Source organism: Solwaraspora sp. WMMD1047, assembly GCF_029626155.1.
In the GTDB taxonomy this organism is placed as follows: domain Bacteria; phylum Actinomycetota; class Actinomycetes; order Mycobacteriales; family Micromonosporaceae; genus WMMD1047.
Map to the genome: position 1 here is coordinate 4738113 of NZ_JARUBL010000001.1, position 16606 is coordinate 4754718.

12 protein-coding genes are annotated in these 16606 nt (G+C 73.4%); 10 read left to right on the forward strand and 2 right to left on the reverse strand.

Annotated elements, in window-relative coordinates; genetic code table 11:
* Nucleotides 1-17: 17 nt before the first annotated feature.
* The 4 genes from O7627_RS21510 (at nt 18) to O7627_RS21525 (ending at nt 4744) form a co-directional block, all read left to right on the forward strand.
* Entirely contained in the window at nt 18-1865 is a 1848-nt protein-coding gene (locus O7627_RS21510) for an AfsR/SARP family transcriptional regulator (protein WP_278095301.1), read from the forward strand.
* Entirely contained in the window at nt 1862-3259 is a 1398-nt protein-coding gene (locus tag O7627_RS21515) for a type VII secretion protein EccE (RefSeq protein WP_278095302.1), read from the forward strand. The genes O7627_RS21510 and O7627_RS21515 overlap by 4 nt, the downstream gene beginning before the upstream one ends.
* Nucleotides 3256-3993, forward strand: a complete 738-nt coding sequence (locus O7627_RS21520) for a helix-turn-helix transcriptional regulator (protein WP_278095303.1) — start codon at nt 3256-3258, stop codon at nt 3991-3993. Before O7627_RS21515 ends, O7627_RS21520 begins: the two co-directional genes overlap by 4 nt.
* A 97-nt stretch (nt 3994-4090) precedes the next feature.
* A complete protein-coding gene (locus tag O7627_RS21525) occupies nt 4091-4744 on the forward strand; it encodes a response regulator transcription factor (RefSeq protein ID WP_278095304.1) in 654 nt (217 codons plus the stop codon).
* A gap of 6 nt (nt 4745-4750) precedes the next feature.
* Here the strand turns inward: O7627_RS21525 and O7627_RS21530 are convergent, their stop codons facing one another.
* A complete protein-coding gene (locus tag O7627_RS21530; protein WP_278098366.1) occupies nt 4751-5683 on the reverse strand; it encodes a carbohydrate kinase in 933 nt (310 codons plus the stop codon).
* Nucleotides 5684-6096: 413 nt separating this feature from the next.
* On the opposite strand from O7627_RS21530, the gene O7627_RS21535 reads away from it, so the two are divergent.
* Nucleotides 6097-7191: a lytic polysaccharide monooxygenase gene (locus tag O7627_RS21535; protein ID WP_278098367.1), complete on the forward strand. Its 1095-nt coding sequence runs from the start codon at nt 6097-6099 to the stop codon at nt 7189-7191.
* A gap of 99 nt (nt 7192-7290) precedes the next feature.
* Here the strand turns inward: O7627_RS21535 and asnB are convergent, their stop codons facing one another.
* On the reverse strand, nt 7291-9252 hold the full coding sequence (gene asnB, locus O7627_RS21540) for an asparagine synthase (glutamine-hydrolyzing) (protein ID WP_278095305.1): 1962 nt from the start codon (nt 9250-9252) through the stop codon (nt 7291-7293).
* Between the two features lie 139 nt (nt 9253-9391).
* Here asnB and O7627_RS21545 point away from each other — a divergent pair, with 139 nt between their 5' ends.
* From O7627_RS21545 to O7627_RS21565, 5 genes are all read left to right on the forward strand, one after another.
* Entirely contained in the window at nt 9392-10894 is a 1503-nt protein-coding gene (locus tag O7627_RS21545) for an aminopeptidase P family protein (RefSeq protein ID WP_278095306.1), read from the forward strand.
* An 89-nt stretch (nt 10895-10983) separates the two neighbouring features.
* A complete protein-coding gene (locus O7627_RS21550; RefSeq protein ID WP_278095307.1) occupies nt 10984-12717 on the forward strand; it encodes a RyR domain-containing protein in 1734 nt (577 codons plus the stop codon).
* A 60-nt stretch (nt 12718-12777) separates the two neighbouring features.
* A complete protein-coding gene (locus O7627_RS21555) occupies nt 12778-13323 on the forward strand; it encodes a hypothetical protein (protein WP_278095308.1) in 546 nt (181 codons plus the stop codon).
* Between the two features lie 268 nt (nt 13324-13591).
* A complete protein-coding gene (locus O7627_RS21560; protein WP_278095309.1) occupies nt 13592-15049 on the forward strand; it encodes a right-handed parallel beta-helix repeat-containing protein in 1458 nt (485 codons plus the stop codon).
* Between the two features lie 161 nt (nt 15050-15210).
* A complete protein-coding gene (locus tag O7627_RS21565; RefSeq protein WP_278095310.1) occupies nt 15211-16575 on the forward strand; it encodes a glycoside hydrolase family 18 protein in 1365 nt (454 codons plus the stop codon).
* The last annotated feature ends 31 nt before the right edge of the window (nt 16576-16606 follow it).

Genomic DNA, 16606 nt, shown 5'->3' on the forward strand with positions numbered 1-16606 from the left:
ACGACGGGGAGATCGACATGCTCTTCCACATCCTGGGGCCGCTGGACGTCCACCACCCGGCCACGCCGGCGACGCGGGTGAGTGGCGGGAAACCGGGCCGGCTGTTGGCCGCCCTGCTGCTCGCCGCCAACTCGTGGGTGGCCCGGGACCGACTGGTCGCGGCCGTCTGGTCGGGCTGCCCGGTGCCGGCGTCGGCGCAGGCCAACCTCAAGACGTACGTCTGGCAGCTCCGAACCGGTCTGCCGGCCCATCCCGGCGGTGCCCGCATCGAACGCCGGCCGGGCGCGTACCGGCTGCGGGTCGCCGACGGCGAGCTCGACGCCGAGCTGGCCGAGGAGCTGGCCGGTGGGGCGCGCCGGGCCGCGGACGGCGGTGACGCCGGCACCGCCGCCGCGCTCTGTGAGCAGGCGCTGCGGTTATGGCGGGGCCGCCCGTTCGAGGACCTAGCCGGCGACTGGGCCGATCACGTCGGGGCCGCGGAGGCTATCGGCCGGCTGGAACAACTCCACCTGGACCTGCGGGAACTGCTCGCCGAGCAGCAACTGGCGCTGGGCCGTCCCCGGCCGGCGCTGGCCGCCCTGCGGCCGGTCACGGCGACCGCTCCGCTGCGGGAGAGCGCATGGGCGCTGACGGTACGCGCCCTGCACGCCGCCGGCCAGCCCGGGGCGGCGCTGGCGACCCGGCGCAAGGCCCGGGAGATCATCCGGACCGAGCTGGGGGTCGGCCGCGGCCCGTGCCGACCGGTCCGGCCGGCAACCGACACCGGACCGCCGTCCGCCGGCACCAGCGTGGACATCGGACACCCGTACGCCGCCGGCGGGCTGTCGTACGGCGGCGGGCCGCGGTCGTCCGCCCGGCGGTCGGCGGCGCGGGAGCTGCCCCGGGACGTGGCGTTGGTGGGTCGCGGCACACCGCTGCGGGCGGTCTGGCGGGCCGCTGCCGGCGCCGCGCCGGTGGTGCTCGTCGACGGGATGGCCGGCGTCGGCAAGACGGCCCTGGTGGTGCACGCCGCGCACCGGCTGGCGCCCCGCTACCCCGACGGCCAGTTCTTCGTGGCGTTGCGGGCCGGCCGGCACGGCGACGGTCCGGAGCCGGCGACCGTGTTGGAGCGGTTGCTGCGGGGACTTGGCGTACCGGCGGCGGAGATCCCCGCCGACCAGGCCGGCCGGTCGGCGTTGTGGCGGTCCGCCCTGGCCGGTCGTCGGGCTCTGCTGGTCCTGGATGACGTGCGCGACGGCGGGCAGCTCGCCGCGCTGCTGCCGGCGGCTCCGGGCTGCCTGACCCTGGCCACCACCCGCTACCGGGGTTGGCATCCGGACGCGGCGGTGCGGATCGGGTTGACCCCGCTGGCCGAACCGGCCGCCGCGGACCTGTTCCGCGCCGCGGCCGTGGACCGGGTGACCGACGCCGACGGTGCGGCCGTCGCCGCGGTGGTCCGGCACTGCGGTGGCCTGCCCGCCGCGCTGCGGGACGCGGCCGGCCGGCTGTTGAGCCGCCCGGGTTGGCCGGTGGCACGGCTCGTCGAGGAGCTGACCGACGATCCCTGCCGGGTGTTGTCGGACCGGCTGAGGCGGTCGGTCGGCGCCGCCGTCGCCGCGCTCGACAGCTGCGGGCTGGCGGCCTGGCGGGCCGTCGCGGGCCTGCCGGAGGAGTTCGGGCCGGCTGCCGCCGCGCGGGTGCTCGGGCTGCGCCCGGCGGCGGCCCGGACGCTGTTGGAGGCGCTTGTGGACCAGGGGTTGCTCGAGGTCGGGCCGGTGGGGCGGTACCGCAGCCACGTGCTGATCCGCGAGCTGGCCGGACGGTTCGAGGAGCCGGCCGCGAACGCCGCGAGCGCGCACCCGACCGTCCGGCAGGGTGCCGCATGACCGCGCCCCGGCACATCGTCACGGCCGCGGTCCGGCCCGGCCCGGTGGTCCCGCCCGTTCGCCGTCCGCCGGCTCAGCCGGCTCGGCCCGCCGCCCGGCTGGCTCCGCACCCAGCAGCTCCGCACCCGGCCCGGCCGGCTCCGCACCCAGCGCGGCCGGCGGCGGTCGCGGTCCGTCCCGGATCGGCGACCCGGGTAGGACGGCAGCAGCGCGTCGCCGCGGTCCCGCTGTCCCGCCGTCTGATCGGCCACCTGCCGAGGATCGCCTGCTGGCAGCTCTGCGCGGTACTGGTGCTGCTCTCGCTCGGCCGGCCGTGGCCGGTCGCGGTGCCGCTGGTCGCCGCCGGCACCGCGCTGGGCGCGCTCTCCGGTGCCCGGGTACGCGGCCACTGGCTCTCCAGCGTGGCCGTCCGGCGTGCCCGGCTGCTGCGGCGGCGGCGCCGGTACCGGCTACCGGGCACCATCGACCGGCCCGCACTACTGGCCGCGCTGGCACCGGCCGCCCGGATCAGCGACCCGGCCGACCCGGCCATCGGGGACACGTCCACGGGGGGCGCGTCCACGGGGGGCGCGTCCACGGGGGGCGCGTCCACGGGGGGCGCGTCCACGGGGGGCACTTCCATCGGGAGCACGGCAAGCGGGAGCACGGCGGGCGGTGGCCGGGCAGGCGGTGGCCTGGCGGCGTCGGGTGGTTTGATCAGCCGGCCGGAGGGCCTGCTGACGGTGCTGCGACCGGACCCCGACCGGGGCGGCGACCTGATGCGCCTGGCGTGCTCGGACTCGCTGCGGCCCGACCCGGAGGATCGGACGTCCCGGGCGGGGCTGCGCCTGCTGCTGCACCGCGACCAGGGGCGGGCGCCCCGGTGCTGGCTTGTGGTCGGGGTGCGGCGGGACGCCGACAGCGCCGAGGACCACGAGCTGCGGGCGGCGCTCGACAACGGCGTCCGCCGGCTTCGGCGGCGGTCCCGGCAGGCCGGGCTGGACCTGCATCCGCTGCCGGCGGCGGAGCTGCTGCAGATGCTGTCCGAGGTCACCCACACCGGCCCGGGCCGGGACCGGCTCGACGAACAGTGGCGGCACTGGCACGCCGGGCCGGTGGCCCAGGTCGGGCTGGCGCTGTCCGGGCCGGACGTCCGGCCCGAACGCCGGGCGGAGCTGCTGGACCGGCTGCTCGCCGGGGTACCGCAGGCGGCGGCAACCGTCGCCGTCGCCGTCGACCGGCCGGGGCTGACCGGCGTGCTCCGGCTGGCCGCCCGCACCGCGCCGGTCGTCGACCTGGCCGCGGACCGGTGCGGCCCGCTCGGCCGGGAACTCGGCGTGCACCTGGAGCGACTGGACGGCCGGCACGGCCCGGCCGTGGCCGCCTCGTCACCGATCGGAGGGGACCTGTCATGACCACCCGTACCTCCCCCGCCCGACCCGACGGATCGGCGCCGCCCGGACGTGGCCGGCCGGCGATGCCGGCGAGCTGCAACCGACCGCCGGTGGCCCTGTCGACCTTGGCCGCGGTGGACGCGTTGCTCGCCACCGCGGGCCACGACGTCCTGCTGACCCGGACGCTGCGCACCGGTCTGGACGAGTCGGCCGCGATGTTGCGGCACATCGATCCGGGCAAGCTGCGCCGCGGGGTGCGGTACCGGGTGCTGTTCCCGGACCGGGCCCGGTGCGTGCCGACGCTGGCGGCGCGGCTCACCGAGTTGTCGGCCGCCGGCGCGGAGATCCGCACCGTGGACGAGGTGCCGATCGACGCCACCGTCGTGGACGCGACTTTCTCGGTGCTGCCCGGCGGCGGCCGCGACGGCGGTCCGGCCGGCGGGGTGGCCATCTTCCGGCTGCCCAGCGTGGCTGCCACCGTCGGGGAGCTGTTCGATCGGGTGTGGCCGGCGGCGGTGCCGCTGCGGGCCGCGCCCGCCCCGCGCGGACCGGGGTTGTCGGCGCGGGAGCGGGAACTGCTGGGGCTGCTCTCGGCCGGCTGGACCGACGAGTCGGCGGCGGCGCGGCTGGGCATCTCGGTGCGGACGGTGCGCCGGATGATGTCCGACATCATGAACCGGCTCGGCGCCCGCAGCCGCTTCCAGGCCGGCGTCAAGGCCGTCGACCGCGGCTGGCTCACCGACCAGGTCGACTGACCGGGCCGACTGACCCGACGGACGGGCCAGGACGACAGGGCGGGCCGCGAACACCTGCCGCCGCGCGCCGCGGCGGTCCGGCCACTAGTTTGAGTGCGTGCGGGTACTGGTCACCGAGGACGACGACAACCTGCGGCTGGCGGTGGCGGTGGCACTGCGCGACGCCGGGTTCGCCGTGGACACCGCCGTCGATCTGGACGAGGCGGACGAGGCGCTGGCCGTCAACGCGTACGACTGCGCGGTCTTCGACCGGATTCTGCCCGGCGGGGACGCGCTGCGCTACGTGGCGGCACGACGTCGGGGCGGCTGGCGGGTGCCGGTCCTCTTCCTCACCGGCCGGGACGGGCTGCACGACCGGGTCGACGGGCTGACCTGGGGCGACGACTACCTGGTCAAGCCGTTCGCGGTGGCGGAGCTGGCGGCCCGGGTGGGCAGTCTGTGCCGCCGGGGCGGGGCGGACCGTCCGCCGGTGCTGCGGCACGGGGACCTGACCCTGGACGCCGGCCGGCACCAGGCCAGCCGGGGCGACGCGCCGCTGCCGCTCACCGCCAAGGAGTTCGCCGTGCTGGGCCGGCTGCTGGCCGACGCCGGTACGCCGGTGCCGCGCACCGAGCTGATCGCGGCCGGCTGGGACGAGCTGGTGCCGCCGAACTCGAACGTGCTGGAGGTGCTGATCGCCCAGCTCCGGCGGAAGCTGGGTCCGCCCCCGCTGCTGCACACGGTGCGCGGCGTCGGCTACCTGCTGCGTTGACCGCGGTCAGGAGCCGTCGAAGCGGGCGGCGACCTGGGCGCGGGTCGGCATCGACACCGCGCCGCCGCGCGACTCGCAGACCAGCCCGGCGACCCGCAGCGCGTACCCGACCCGGTCCGGCCAGCCGGCCCGGTCCGGCAGGCCGTCGGCGAGCAGGTCGGCGATGAGGGCGGCCATCACCGAGTCACCGGCGCCGGTGGCGTCCACGGCCTGCACCTGCGGCGCCGGCACGCTCGTGGTGCCGGCGTCGTCGGCCACCAGCGCGCCGCGCGCCCCACAGGTCACCACCACGGTACGGGCGCCCAGCTCGCGGATCCGGTCGGCGGCCCGCTCCGGTGCCGCGCCGTCGTAGAGCACCTCGGCGTCGGCCGAGCTGAGCTTGACCAGGTCTGCGCGGGCGGCGAATTCGGCCACCACGGCCCGCAGGCCGGCCACCGCGTCCGGGCCGTCGAGCAGCCGGGGCCGGACGTTCGGGTCGAAGACCCGCAGCCCGGTGGCGAGCGACCAGGCCCGCCGGGCGGCGGCCCGGACCGGCGGCTGGAGCAGGGCGATGGATCCGCAGTAGAGCACCGCGGCGCCCCGGACCAGGTCGGCGTCGAGGGCGTCCGGGTCGAGCAGCCCGTACGAGGGGGGTTCGCCGTAGAAGCGGAACTCCGGTTCGGCACCGGTGAAGGTGGCCACCCCGAGCGTGGTGGGCGCCCGGACGGTGACGGTTCCCCGCTGGCCGACGCCCGCGCCGGTCAGGAAGGCCCGGAGCCGGCCGGCGAGCGCGTCGTCGCCGAACGAGCCGACGAACTCGACGGTGGCGCCGAGTCGGGCCGCGCCGACGGCGACGTTGAGGGGCGCCCCGCCGATCGCCTGCCGGTAGACCGGCTCCCCGTCGCACTCGCCGTCGAGCAGGTCGACAAGCGCCTCGCCGAGCACCACCGCGTATCCCATCGGCTCCTCCATCGCCTCACCCTCCGGTGCATATCCTGCCTGACCCCGGCGGATCCGTCGGAGCCAGCGCGGCAACATCGAAGTGGACCTATTGCGCTGGCGGCCGATCCGTGATGCGATGGTGGGTACCGAGCAAGCGCGGGGGCTGACGCGCTGCCGGGTGCCGGCTGGGGCCACGCGAGGGACACACATCCGTGATCGGACTGTGCGTCCTGCCTTCGCATGCCTGTCCCCCGGATGACAGCCCATCATCGCCGGCATTCAGGCCGCTGGAGCACCGCGCACAGGTATCGGGCGTGGGTGTCCGCAAATCCGCGGGACCCCGCCGTTGTCCGCGACCGCGCCACGCGCCCGGTTCGCGGCACTCAGGTCCCAGGTAAGGAGAATCGGTGAAACCTCTTCGTAGGCTCGCGGTGTTCGCCGCCACGGCCGCTCTGGCCGCCGGCGCGCTCGCCGTGGTGAACCCACAGCCGGCGCTGGCCCATGGCGCGGCCATGACGCCCGGCAGCCGCACCTTCCTCTGCTGGCGGGACGGTCTCAGCCCGACCGGGCAGATCATCCCGCAGAACCCGGCCTGTTCGGCCGCGGTCGCGCAGAGCGGGGCCAACTCGCTCTACAACTGGTTCAGTGTCCTGCGCTCCGACGCGGGCGGCCGGACCACCGGTTTCGTGCCGGACGGGCAGCTCTGCAGCGGTGGCAACACCAGCTTCAGCGGCTTCAACCTGGCCCGCAACGACTGGCCGCTGACCCACCTGACCGCGGGCGCCAACATGGAGTTCCGGTACAGCAACTGGGCGCACCACCCGGGCACGTTCTACTTCTACGTGACCAGGGACAGCTGGAGCCCGACCCGGGCGCTGGCCTGGAGCGACCTGGAGGCGACGCCGTTCCTGACGGTGACGAACCCGCCGCAGCGGGGCGCGGTCGGCACCAACGACGGTCACTACTACTTCAGCGGGCGGCTGCCGACCGGCAAGAGCGGCCGGCACATCATCTACTCCCGCTGGGTGCGGTCGGACAGCCAGGAGAACTTCTTCGGCTGCTCGGACGTGACCTTCGACGGTGGCAACGGTGAGGTGACCGGGATCGGCAACGGCCAGACCACGCCGCCGCCGAACCCCACCACCCCGCCGCCGAACCCGACCACGCCCCCGCCGAACCCCACCACCCCGCCGCCGAACCCGACCACCCCGCCGCCGGGCAACGCCGGCTGCACCGCGACCTACAACACGGTCAGCAGCTGGTCGGGCGGCTTCCAGGCCGAGGTCACGATCCGCAACACCGGTACGGCCGCGATGAGCGGCTGGACCGCCCGTTGGGCCTTCCCGAGCGGGCAGACCATCGGCAGCCTGTGGAGCGGCACGCACACCCAGAGCGGTGCTGACGTGACGGTCCGCAACGTGGCCTGGAACGGCAACCTCGCGCCGAACGCCTCCGCGACGTTCGGCTTCACCGGCAGCTCCACGGGCGCCAACAACGCCCCGTCGGTGACCTGCAGCCCCGCGTGACACCGGCTGGACCGAGGTCCTAGCAGGTAGGAACGGCTCGGAGAACGGGCCCGGTGCCGATCGGCACCGGGCCCGTTCTCGCGTACCAGGCGATGGGTCTCAGGCGACCATCGAGCCGACCACGGGCTTGGTCAGCAGGGCCGACTGGTTGCGCTGGATGCCGGGGTCGAGGGAGCGCTCGACGAAGATGGCGTGCCAGATGCAGAAGATCAGCACCGTCCAGACCTTGCGGGAGTGGTCGGCCTCCTCCCGCTTGTGCTCGTCGAGCAGCCGCATCGCGTACGACAGGTCGAGCAGGTCACCGGCGCCGGAGGTGGCGAAGATGTGCCGGGCCCACTCGTACATCTCGGTGCGCAGCCAGACCCGGGTCGGGGTCGGGAAGCCGAGCTTGCGGCGGTTGACGATGGCCGGCGGCACCACGCCCTGCAGGGCCTGGCGCATGGCGTACTTGGTGGCGTCCGAGCGGGGCGGCAGCTTCAGGTCGACCGGCACGGTGGCGGCCACGTCGAAGACCTCCCGGTCCAGGAACGGCACCCGCACCTCCAGCGAGTGGGCCATCGAGATCCGGTCGGCCTTGACCAGGATGTCGCCGCGCAGCCAGGTGTAGAGGTCGACGTACTGCATCTTGGTCACGTCGTCGAGTTCGGTGCACTCGGCGTAGATCGGCGCGGTGACGTCGGTGTAGCGCACCGAGGGGTCGTAGCGGCGCAGCAGGTGCCGCTTCTCCTCCTCGGTGAACATCCGGGCGTTGCCGTAGTAACGCTGTTCGATCGGGGTGGTGCCGCGCTCCAGGAAGCTCTTGCCCTTGACCCCCTGCGGGATGGCCTTGGAGACCGCCCGCAGCCCCTTCTGCATGGTGTCGGGCAGCCCGTTGACCGCGCCCAGCGAGAGCGGCTCGCGGTAGATGGTGTAGCCGCCGAAGAACTCGTCGGCGCCCTCGCCGGAGAGCACCACCGTGACGTGCTCGGCGGCCTTCTTCGCCACGAAGTAGAGCGGCACCAGGGCCGGGTCGGCGACCGGGTCGTCGAGATGCCAGATGATCTTGGGCAGCGCCTCCATCATGTCCTGCGGCCCGATCTTGGTCGGGATGGTGGTGACCTCCAGGTGCCGGGCCGAGTCCTGGGCCACCTCGATCTCGGAGTAGCCGGGCACGTCGTAGCCGACCGTGAAGGTGAGGATGTTCGGGTTGAACTCCCGGGCCAGCGCCACCACCGCGGTCGAGTCGATCCCGCTGGAGAGGAACGAACCGACCGGCACGTCGGAGCGCATGTGCATCCGGACGCTCTCCCGCAGGGTCTCCCGGATCCGGTCGTAGAGCCGCTGCGGGTCGTCGACCGGCGTCGGCCGGAACACCGGCTGGTACCACCGGCGGACCTCGATCCGGCCGCCGGGCTGCCAGGTCAGGTACTCCCCCGAGCCGATCCGCCGGATTCCCTGGTGCAGCGTGCCCGGCTCGGGCACGTACTGCAGGGTCAGGTAGTGCGACAGGTTCGCGGTGTCCACCCCCGCGTCGCCGGCGTGGGCGGCCGGCGCGAACGGCAGCAGCGCCTTCTTCTCGGAGGCGAGGTAGACCCCGTCGGGGGTCTCCAGGTAGTGCAGCGGCTTGATCCCGAAGTTGTCCCGGGCGCCGAACGCCCGCCGCTGCTGGCGGTCCCAGATCACGAACGAGAACATCCCGCGCAGCCGGGTGAGCACCTGCTCGCCCCAGTAGTGGTAGCCGGCGACGATCACCTCGCCGTCGCCCTGGGTGGCGAACCGGGCGCCGAACTGCCGGGTCAGCTCCTCGCGCAGCTCGATGTAGTTGTAGATCTCACCGTTGAAGGTCAGCAGGTAGCGGCCGTCGGCGTAGGGCAGCGGCTCGTGGCTGAACGCCACGTCGATGATCGCGAGCCGCTTGTGGGCGAAGACCGCGTCGGCGTACCCGGTGGTGGGGTCGCCGATCACCTCGACGCCGGTCTCGTCCGGCCCCCGGTGGTGCAGGCACTCCAGTGCCTGAGCGACCGCGTCACGGTAGGCGCCGGCGTCGCCGCGGGCGCTGAAGAAGGCCAGAAGTCCGCACATGGCGGTCATCTTTCCACGCAGCCACCCGGGGCGTGCCGGCACCGGCACGACAGCCGGCGGCCCGCGCGCGGTACGGTCCCCGACCGGAACCCGGTACCGTCCAGGGCAGCACGGGATCCGACGACGGGAGGCGCCGATCATGGCCGGAGAGCAGACCGAGGGTACGACGGAACGGGTCGTCACCGAGTCACACGACCCGGACTTCCCGGAGCAGTTCCTGACCTTCATGCGCTCCGGCTGGCGAGACAGCGCGCTGCCGGTCGGCCCCCGGCCCGAGGTGCCGAACTACGCCCGCCGGCGGGACGCGGTCGGGTCCGCCTTCCCCGGCGAGACGCTCGTCATCCCGACCGGCCCGGAGAAGGTACGGGCCAACGACACCGCGTACCCGTTCCGGCCGGGCAGCGACTTCGCCTACCTGACCGGCGACCACGACCCGGACAGCGTGCTGCTGCTGCGGCCGACCGGCGGCGGTCACGAGGCGGTGCTCTACACCCGGCCCCGCTCGGCCCGCGACAACGACGAGTTCTTCCGCAGCCGGCACGGTGAGCTGTGGGTCGGCCGCCGGCACACGCTGGCGGAGAAGTCGACCGAGCTGGGGCTGGCCACCCGGCCGCTGTCGGAGCTGGCGGCGGCGTTGGCCGACTGCGCGCCGGGGCGTACCCGGGTGTTGCGGGGTCTGGACCCGGCGGTGGACGCGGCGGTCGCGCCCTACGACCCGCCGGCCCCGGCCGCCGCCGCGGACGCCCCGGCCCGGCTCGGCCGCGACCGGGAGCTGGCCGCGACGATCGGCGAGCTGAAGCTGGTCAAGGACGAGTGGGAGATCGCCCAGTTGCGGGCGGCGATCGACGCCACGGTACGCGGCTTCGAGGACGTGGCCCGGGTGCTGCCGGCGGACCGGCCGGTCCCCGAGGCGCTGCTGGAGGGGGTGTTCGGGCTGCGCGCCCGGTACGAGGGCGGCGGCGTCGGTTACAGCTCGATCGTCGGCGCCGGCGAGCACGCGACGATCCTGCACTGGATCCGCAACACCGGCGCCACCCGGCCGGGTGAGCTGCTGCTGATGGACATGGGCGTGGAGGGCCACCAGCTCTACACCGCCGACGTCACCCGGGTGCTGCCGGTCTCCGGCACCTTCAGCCCGCTGCAACGCCAGGTCTACGACATCGTGTACGCCGCCCAGCAGGCCGGCATCGACGTGATCAAGCCCGGGGTGGCGTTCAAGGATGTCCATCTGACCTGCATGCGGGTGCTGGCCGAGGGGCTGGCCGAGCTGGGTCTGCTGCCGGTCAGCGTGGACGAGGCGATGGACGAGTCGTCGACGGTCTACCGGCGGTGGACGCTGCACGGGTTCGGGCACATGCTCGGCATCGACGTGCACGACTGTTCGAACGCCCGCAAGGAGACCTACCGGGACGGCACCCTGGACGAGGGTTACGTGTTGACGGTGGAGCCGGGCCTGTACTTCCAGCCGGAGGACGAGCTGGTCCCGGCGGAACTGCGCGGGATCGGCATCCGGATCGAGGACGACGTGCTGGTCACCTCGGCCGGTGCGGAGAACCTCTCGGCCGGGCTGCCCCGGCGCGCCGACGAGGTCCAGACGTGGCTGGCCGCCCAGCGGGAGGCCGGTTTCCGACTGCCCGGCTGACCTGGGCATCCGCGCCGGCGATTCCCGTTGTCCGTAAGCGACGGTACGATGGCGCTGCGTCATCACCCCCGAGCCGCAGGGGAGGCGTTGTGCCTGGGAACACTCTCGGCGAGCCGCCCCGCCCACCGACGTGGAGCGTGCTGCGGCTCTTCTTCGTGCTCACCGGCGTCTTCTCGTTCGTCTGCGGCTATCTCGGGCTGGCCGATTTCCTGAACGCCCATCCGGAGTTCAGTGACCGGCCGCTCGACCTGATCTACTACACCCTGCAGCTGTTCGTCCTCGGTTCGCCGCCGCTGGACGAGGGCGGCAAGGACATGCCGGTGCTGCTCGACCTCGCCCGGTTCACCGCCCCCACCGTCACCGCGTACGCGCTGGCCGAGGCGGGGCGGCTGCTCTTCGCCAACGAGCTGCGCCGGATCCGCAACCGCAACGCCCGCGGGCACGTGATCGTCTGCGGCGACGGCCTGGTGGCCGCCACCCTGGCCCGCCGGCTGCGCGCCACCGGTCGGCGGGTGGTCGCGGTGCCGGCCGACGCGGTGGCCACCGAGCCCCGGTCGCCGCGGATCACCGGTACCGCCCGCGATCCGGACCTGCTGCGGGATGCCGGGATCGCGCGGGCCAGCGCGGTCTACGCGTGCACCGACGACAGCGCCGCCAACACCGCCATCGCGCTGACGGCGGCCCGTCGGGGGCGGTCGCCGCTGGCCGCGTACGCCCAGGTGGCCGATCCCGAGCTCTGCCTGGCGCTGCAGGCCCGGCATCTCGGGCTGGCCAGACCGGACGGTGCCCGGCTCGACTTCTTCAACATCGACGACCTGGCCGCCCGGAAGCTGTTCAGCCAGGAGCCGTTGCTTCCGGTCCGCGGCAACCCGCCGGTGGTGGTGATCCTCGGCGCCACCGCGTTCGGCCGGTCGGTGCTGGTGGAGTTGGCCCGCCGGTGGCGGGTGATCGACTCCGAGCAGCCGGCGAAGGTCCGGATCGCGCTGATCGACGAGCAGGCCACCGAGGCGGCGGCCGAGCTCAGCCACCGGTATCCGTTCCTCGGCCAGGTGTGCCGGATCGACCCGTTCGATGGCGGCCTGCCCGAGCTGCTCTCCGGCAGCGGCTTCCCGCTGCCGCCGGACCGGGTGTTCATCTGCTATGACGACGAGGAGCAGGCGCTCAAGACGGCGTTGACCACCGAGCAGCTCTGGCACGGCGGCTACGGGTCGGTCCTGGTCCGGCTGGACCGGTTGGCGAACCTGCGGGAGGCGTTCGGCAGCGACCCGGGCAACGGGGTGCTCGACGACCTGTCCGGGGCGCTGCGGCTCTACGGGGTGGTGCATGCCGCCTGCGACCCGGACCTGATCGGTGACGACCTGGTGGAGCGGTTGGCCCGGGTGATCCACGAGAGTTACGTGATGTCCCGGCGGCGGCGCGGCGAGCAGGCGATCGACAACCCGGCGCTGGTGCCGTGGGAGGAGCTGCCCGAGCCGCAGCGGCGGGCGAACCGCGCGCAGGCCCGCGACATCGGTCGCAAGCTGCGGGAGCTGGGCTGTGCCCTGTCGCCGCGGGTCGGCCCGGGTGACGAGCACGCCCTGGCCGAGGAGGAGATCGAGAAGCTGGCGGAGTTGGAGCACGAGCGGTGGCGGGCCGAGAAGGTCGCCAGCGGCTGGCGGTACGCCGACGACCGCGACGACGTCCACCTCCTGCACCCCGCGCTCAGTCGATGGGAGAGTCTGCGCGAGGACATGCGGGTACGCAATCATGACGCGATCCGGGAGCTACCGGTGCAGTTGGCGGACGCGGGCTTCCGTATCGTCCGGGTCCGGCGGATGCCGTGACCGGGACGTGAACTGCGGAACGCGGGTAACGGGGGACGCGGGTTTTCTCAGGACCCGCGGGTGACTAGAAACGGACGGTGGACCATGCCGAGGATCGGGGTCACCGGGCACGTGACGCTGGCGACGGGCACCGCCCAACTGGTCTATGACTGCCTGACCGAGGAGCTCAAGTCGTACGCGGGTCCGGACCTGCACGGCGTGACCTGTCTCGCTGACGGCGCCGACCAGCTCTTCGCGCGGGCGGTGCTGGCGCTGGACGGCACCTTCGAGGTGATTCTGCCGGCCGCGGACTACCGGGCCGCCTCGGTCGAGCCGGGCAACCTGGCAAGCTTCGACGAACTGCTCGGACTGGCCCGGTCGGTGCACCGGATGGACTATCCACATTCGGGTCGGGAGGCCTACATGGCGGCCAGCATGGAGCTGCTGGACCGCAGCGAGCTGCTGCTGGCGGTCTGGGACGGCAGTCCGTCGGCCGTGCTGGGCGACACCGCCGACGTGGTGCGCTCCGCCCAGGCTCGCGGGCTGCCGGTGACCGTGCTCTGGCCGGCGGGCGCCGCCCGCCGGCCGGCTCTCGACCGCGCCCCCGGATCGCCGTTCCATCCCTAGCGGCCGGCTTCTCACCAGACCGTTCGCCCGACTGAGCGCAACCTCTCGGGCGAAAATTTCCATAACAGATACATAACTCTTCCCTGCGCTCTAGGGTCACCTTCCGAGCATTACGGCCTGTTTTGATGCTTTTAAGCATCGTTGATGGCGATTCTGTAGGTTTCTCGGAAACGGGGGAAGTGTGATCACCAAGCTACCCAGCCAGTCCGGCAGCCCGGCGCCGCGGAGCCACCGACGGCGGCGACGACCTGTCTGGATCGTCACCCGGGTGGCTGCCGTGACCGGCGTGTTCAGCCTCATCGCGGTGGTCGGCGTCGTCGGTCGCCAGGCCATCGGGGATGCCGGGTACCGGCTGGCGGCGGCGCCGGGACAGGGGACGAACGGGCCGGAGCCCGGCGGCCCGTCGCCGGCACCCGGCGGCAAGACGGACGCCGGACCCGGCGGCCAGAGTCCGGACGGACCGACCGGCAAGGGCTGGGACCGCGGCGCGGACGACGGCCTGGGCTGGGACGGCAACTCGGGCGATGCCGAGCCCTGGCACGGCGGCGACTGGGACGGCAAGGGCAGCGACGGCAAGGCCCGGGAGGTCGAGGACGTCCCCTGCGCCGCCAACAGCCTGATCGCGGCGATCACCGTCGCCAACGCCAACGGTGGCGGCCACCTGAAGCTCGCCCACGGCTGCGTGTACACGCTCACGGCCGACGACGGCGACGGCAACGGCCTGCCGCAGATCGTCCAGTCCATCACCATCAAGGGCGAACACTCGACGATCGTCCGCGAGCCCACCGCCGACCCGTTCCGCATCTTCAACGTCGGCAACGGCGGGCATCTGACCCTGCACAAGACGACCGTGGCCGGCGGCCAGACCACCGGCGTCGTGCCCTCGAACGGCGGCGGCATCCTGGTGCTGCCGGGCGGCACCGCCGCGCTCAACGAGACCACCGTCACCGGCAACATCAGCGCGGGCGGTGGCGGCGGACTCTTCAACTCCGGCATCACGGTCGCGCATCACAGCACCATCAGCGACAACAGCGCCCTCGGCAGCGGCGGCGGCGTCACCAATGGCGGCGGCGGGCTGCTCAAGATGAACGAGTCCGAGGTCTCCTGGAACAGCGCGGCCGACGACGGCGGCGGCATCGCCGACGCCGGCACGTCGCTGATCAACAAGACCAAGATTCTCGACAACCGGGCACTCGACAACGGCGGGGGCATAGACACCAACGGTGCCAACACCACCGTCACCCATTCACTGATCTCGGGCAACAGTGCCGACGACGGCGGCGGGCTGTTCGCCACCGGATCGACGGTGAACCTGCGGCACGTCACGGTCAGCCGCAACCGCGCCGAGGCGAACGGCGGCGGCATCGCCCTCACCGGTGGCACCGAGGCGGTGATCGAGAAGAGCGCCATCGTGGACAACATCGCCAACGGCGACGCGGCCGGCATCAACGTGGTGGCCAGCACCCTCACCCTGCGCGACAGCAAGGTGGCCGGAAACCTGGCGCTCGGCGTCGGGTCGACCGCCGGCGGCATCCAGTCGACCGGGACCAGCGTCGTCAGTCTGGTCAACGTCAAGGTCACCGACAACGTGGCCACCACCGCCCCGGGCGGCATCCGGATCGAGGTCCCCGGCGACATCGAGGTCGACAACGGCTCCACCATCATCGCCAACCGGCCGACCAACTGCCTGGGCAGCCCGGTGGAGGTGCCGAACTGCTTCGGCTGACCTGACAGCCGGACCCGACAGAGGTACGACCGGTCCCGGCCGGGGGCGATCACCAGATCCGACCCGGCCGGGACCGTCCACTTGACCCGGTGTGCGGCTGACCCTAGGTTCGACTACAGAAAAGTTTCCTTACCGTTGCACCGGTCCTCTCGGGAGTGCACATGCGCGGTCGCCTTGCCCGCCGTCTCACCGTCCTCGCCACCGTCACCGCGCTCGGCGCCACCCTCGCGGCCGCCCCACCCGCCGCCGCCAGGCCCACCGACGCGGTCAGGCCGACCGCCATGGGTGACCGGGACGGCTACCTCAAGGTCGGCTACTTCACCCAGTGGGGAATCTACGGCCGGGCGTACACCATCAAGAAGCTGCACGACTCCGGCGCCGCTGCCCGGCTCACCCACCTGAACTACGCCTTCGGCAACGTCAGCCCGGACGGGCGCTGCTACGTCGACGGCGGACCCGGCGAGGGCGACCCGTGGGCCGACTACCAGCGGCCGGTGCCGGCGGCGGAGAGCGTCGACGGCGTCGCCGACGCCTGGGGCGAGCCGCTCAACGGCAACTTCGGCCAGCTGCAGAAGCTCAAGGCGCTGCACCCCGACCTGCGGGTGCTGATCTCGCTGGGCGGCTGGAGCTGGTCGACGCACTTCTCCGACGCGGCCCGTACCGCCGAGTCCCGGCGGGCGTTCGTGGCCTCCTGCATCGACCTCTACCTGCGGGGCAACCTGCCCAACCCGGACGGCAGCGCCGGTGGACCGGGCGCGCTCGCCGGGGTCTTCGACGGGATCGACCTGGACTGGGAGTGGCCCGGCTCGGCCGGTGATGTGGACACCGTGTTCCGGCCGGAGGACAAGCAGAACTTCACCGCCCTGGTGGCCGAGTTCCGCCGCCAGCTCGACGCGTTCGGGCGCACCCAGCGGCGGCACTACGAGCTGACCGCGTTCGTGCCGGCCAACCCGGCCGCCATCGACGCCGGCTACGAGGTCCGCAAGGTGTTCCGGAACCTCGACTTCGCCACCGTGCAGGGCTACGACTTCCACGGCGGCTGGGAGTCGGTGGCCAACCAGCAGTCGGCGCTGCGGGTGCCGGCCGGCGCGACCGAGCCGGAGTTCTCGGTGGCGCGCACCATCGACGCCTGGCTGGACCGGGGCGCCCCGCGCGGCAAACTGGTGCTCGGCATCCCCTACTACGGCCGTGGCTGGACCGGAGTGACCGGCGGCCGCAACGGCCTGTTCGGCGCCTCGACCGGCCCGGCGCCGGCCACCTGGGAGGCCGGTTACGAGGATTACAAGGTGCTCGCCGCCAAGGCCGGCCGGGACGGTTTCCGGGTCTACCGCGACCTGCGGGCCGGCACCGCCTGGCTCTACGACGGCACCACCTTCTGGACCTACGACGACCCGGCGGTGCTGGTGCAGAAGGCGCTCTACATCCGCAGCCAGCGCCTCGGCGGCGCGATGGTCTGGTCCCTGGACGGCGACGACGACCGCGCCACCCTGACCAAGACCCTCGACCTGGCCCTCTGGACCCCGTAACCGCCCAAGCCCTTGATCATGGCGCACGGAT

What these genes read in the sequence shown, in the direction of transcription:
- O7627_RS21515 (WP_278095302.1), top strand. Translation starts at nt 1,862, where the DNA reads ATGACCGCGCCCCGGCACATCGTCACGGCCGCGGTCCGGCCCGGCCCG.
- O7627_RS21520 (WP_278095303.1), top strand. Translation starts at nt 3,256, where the DNA reads ATGACCACCCGTACCTCCCCCGCCCGACCCGACGGATCGGCGCCGCCC.
- O7627_RS21565 (WP_278095310.1), top strand. Translation starts at nt 15,211, where the DNA reads ATGCGCGGTCGCCTTGCCCGCCGTCTCACCGTCCTCGCCACCGTCACC.
- O7627_RS21545 (WP_278095306.1), top strand. Translation starts at nt 9,392, where the DNA reads ATGGCCGGAGAGCAGACCGAGGGTACGACGGAACGGGTCGTCACCGAG.
- O7627_RS21510 (WP_278095301.1), top strand. Translation starts at nt 18, where the DNA reads ATGCTCTTCCACATCCTGGGGCCGCTGGACGTCCACCACCCGGCCACG.
- asnB (WP_278095305.1), bottom strand. Translation starts at nt 9,252, where the DNA reads ATGTGCGGACTTCTGGCCTTCTTCAGCGCCCGCGGCGACGCCGGCGCC.
- O7627_RS21530 (WP_278098366.1), bottom strand. Translation starts at nt 5,683, where the DNA reads ATGGGATACGCGGTGGTGCTCGGCGAGGCGCTTGTCGACCTGCTCGAC.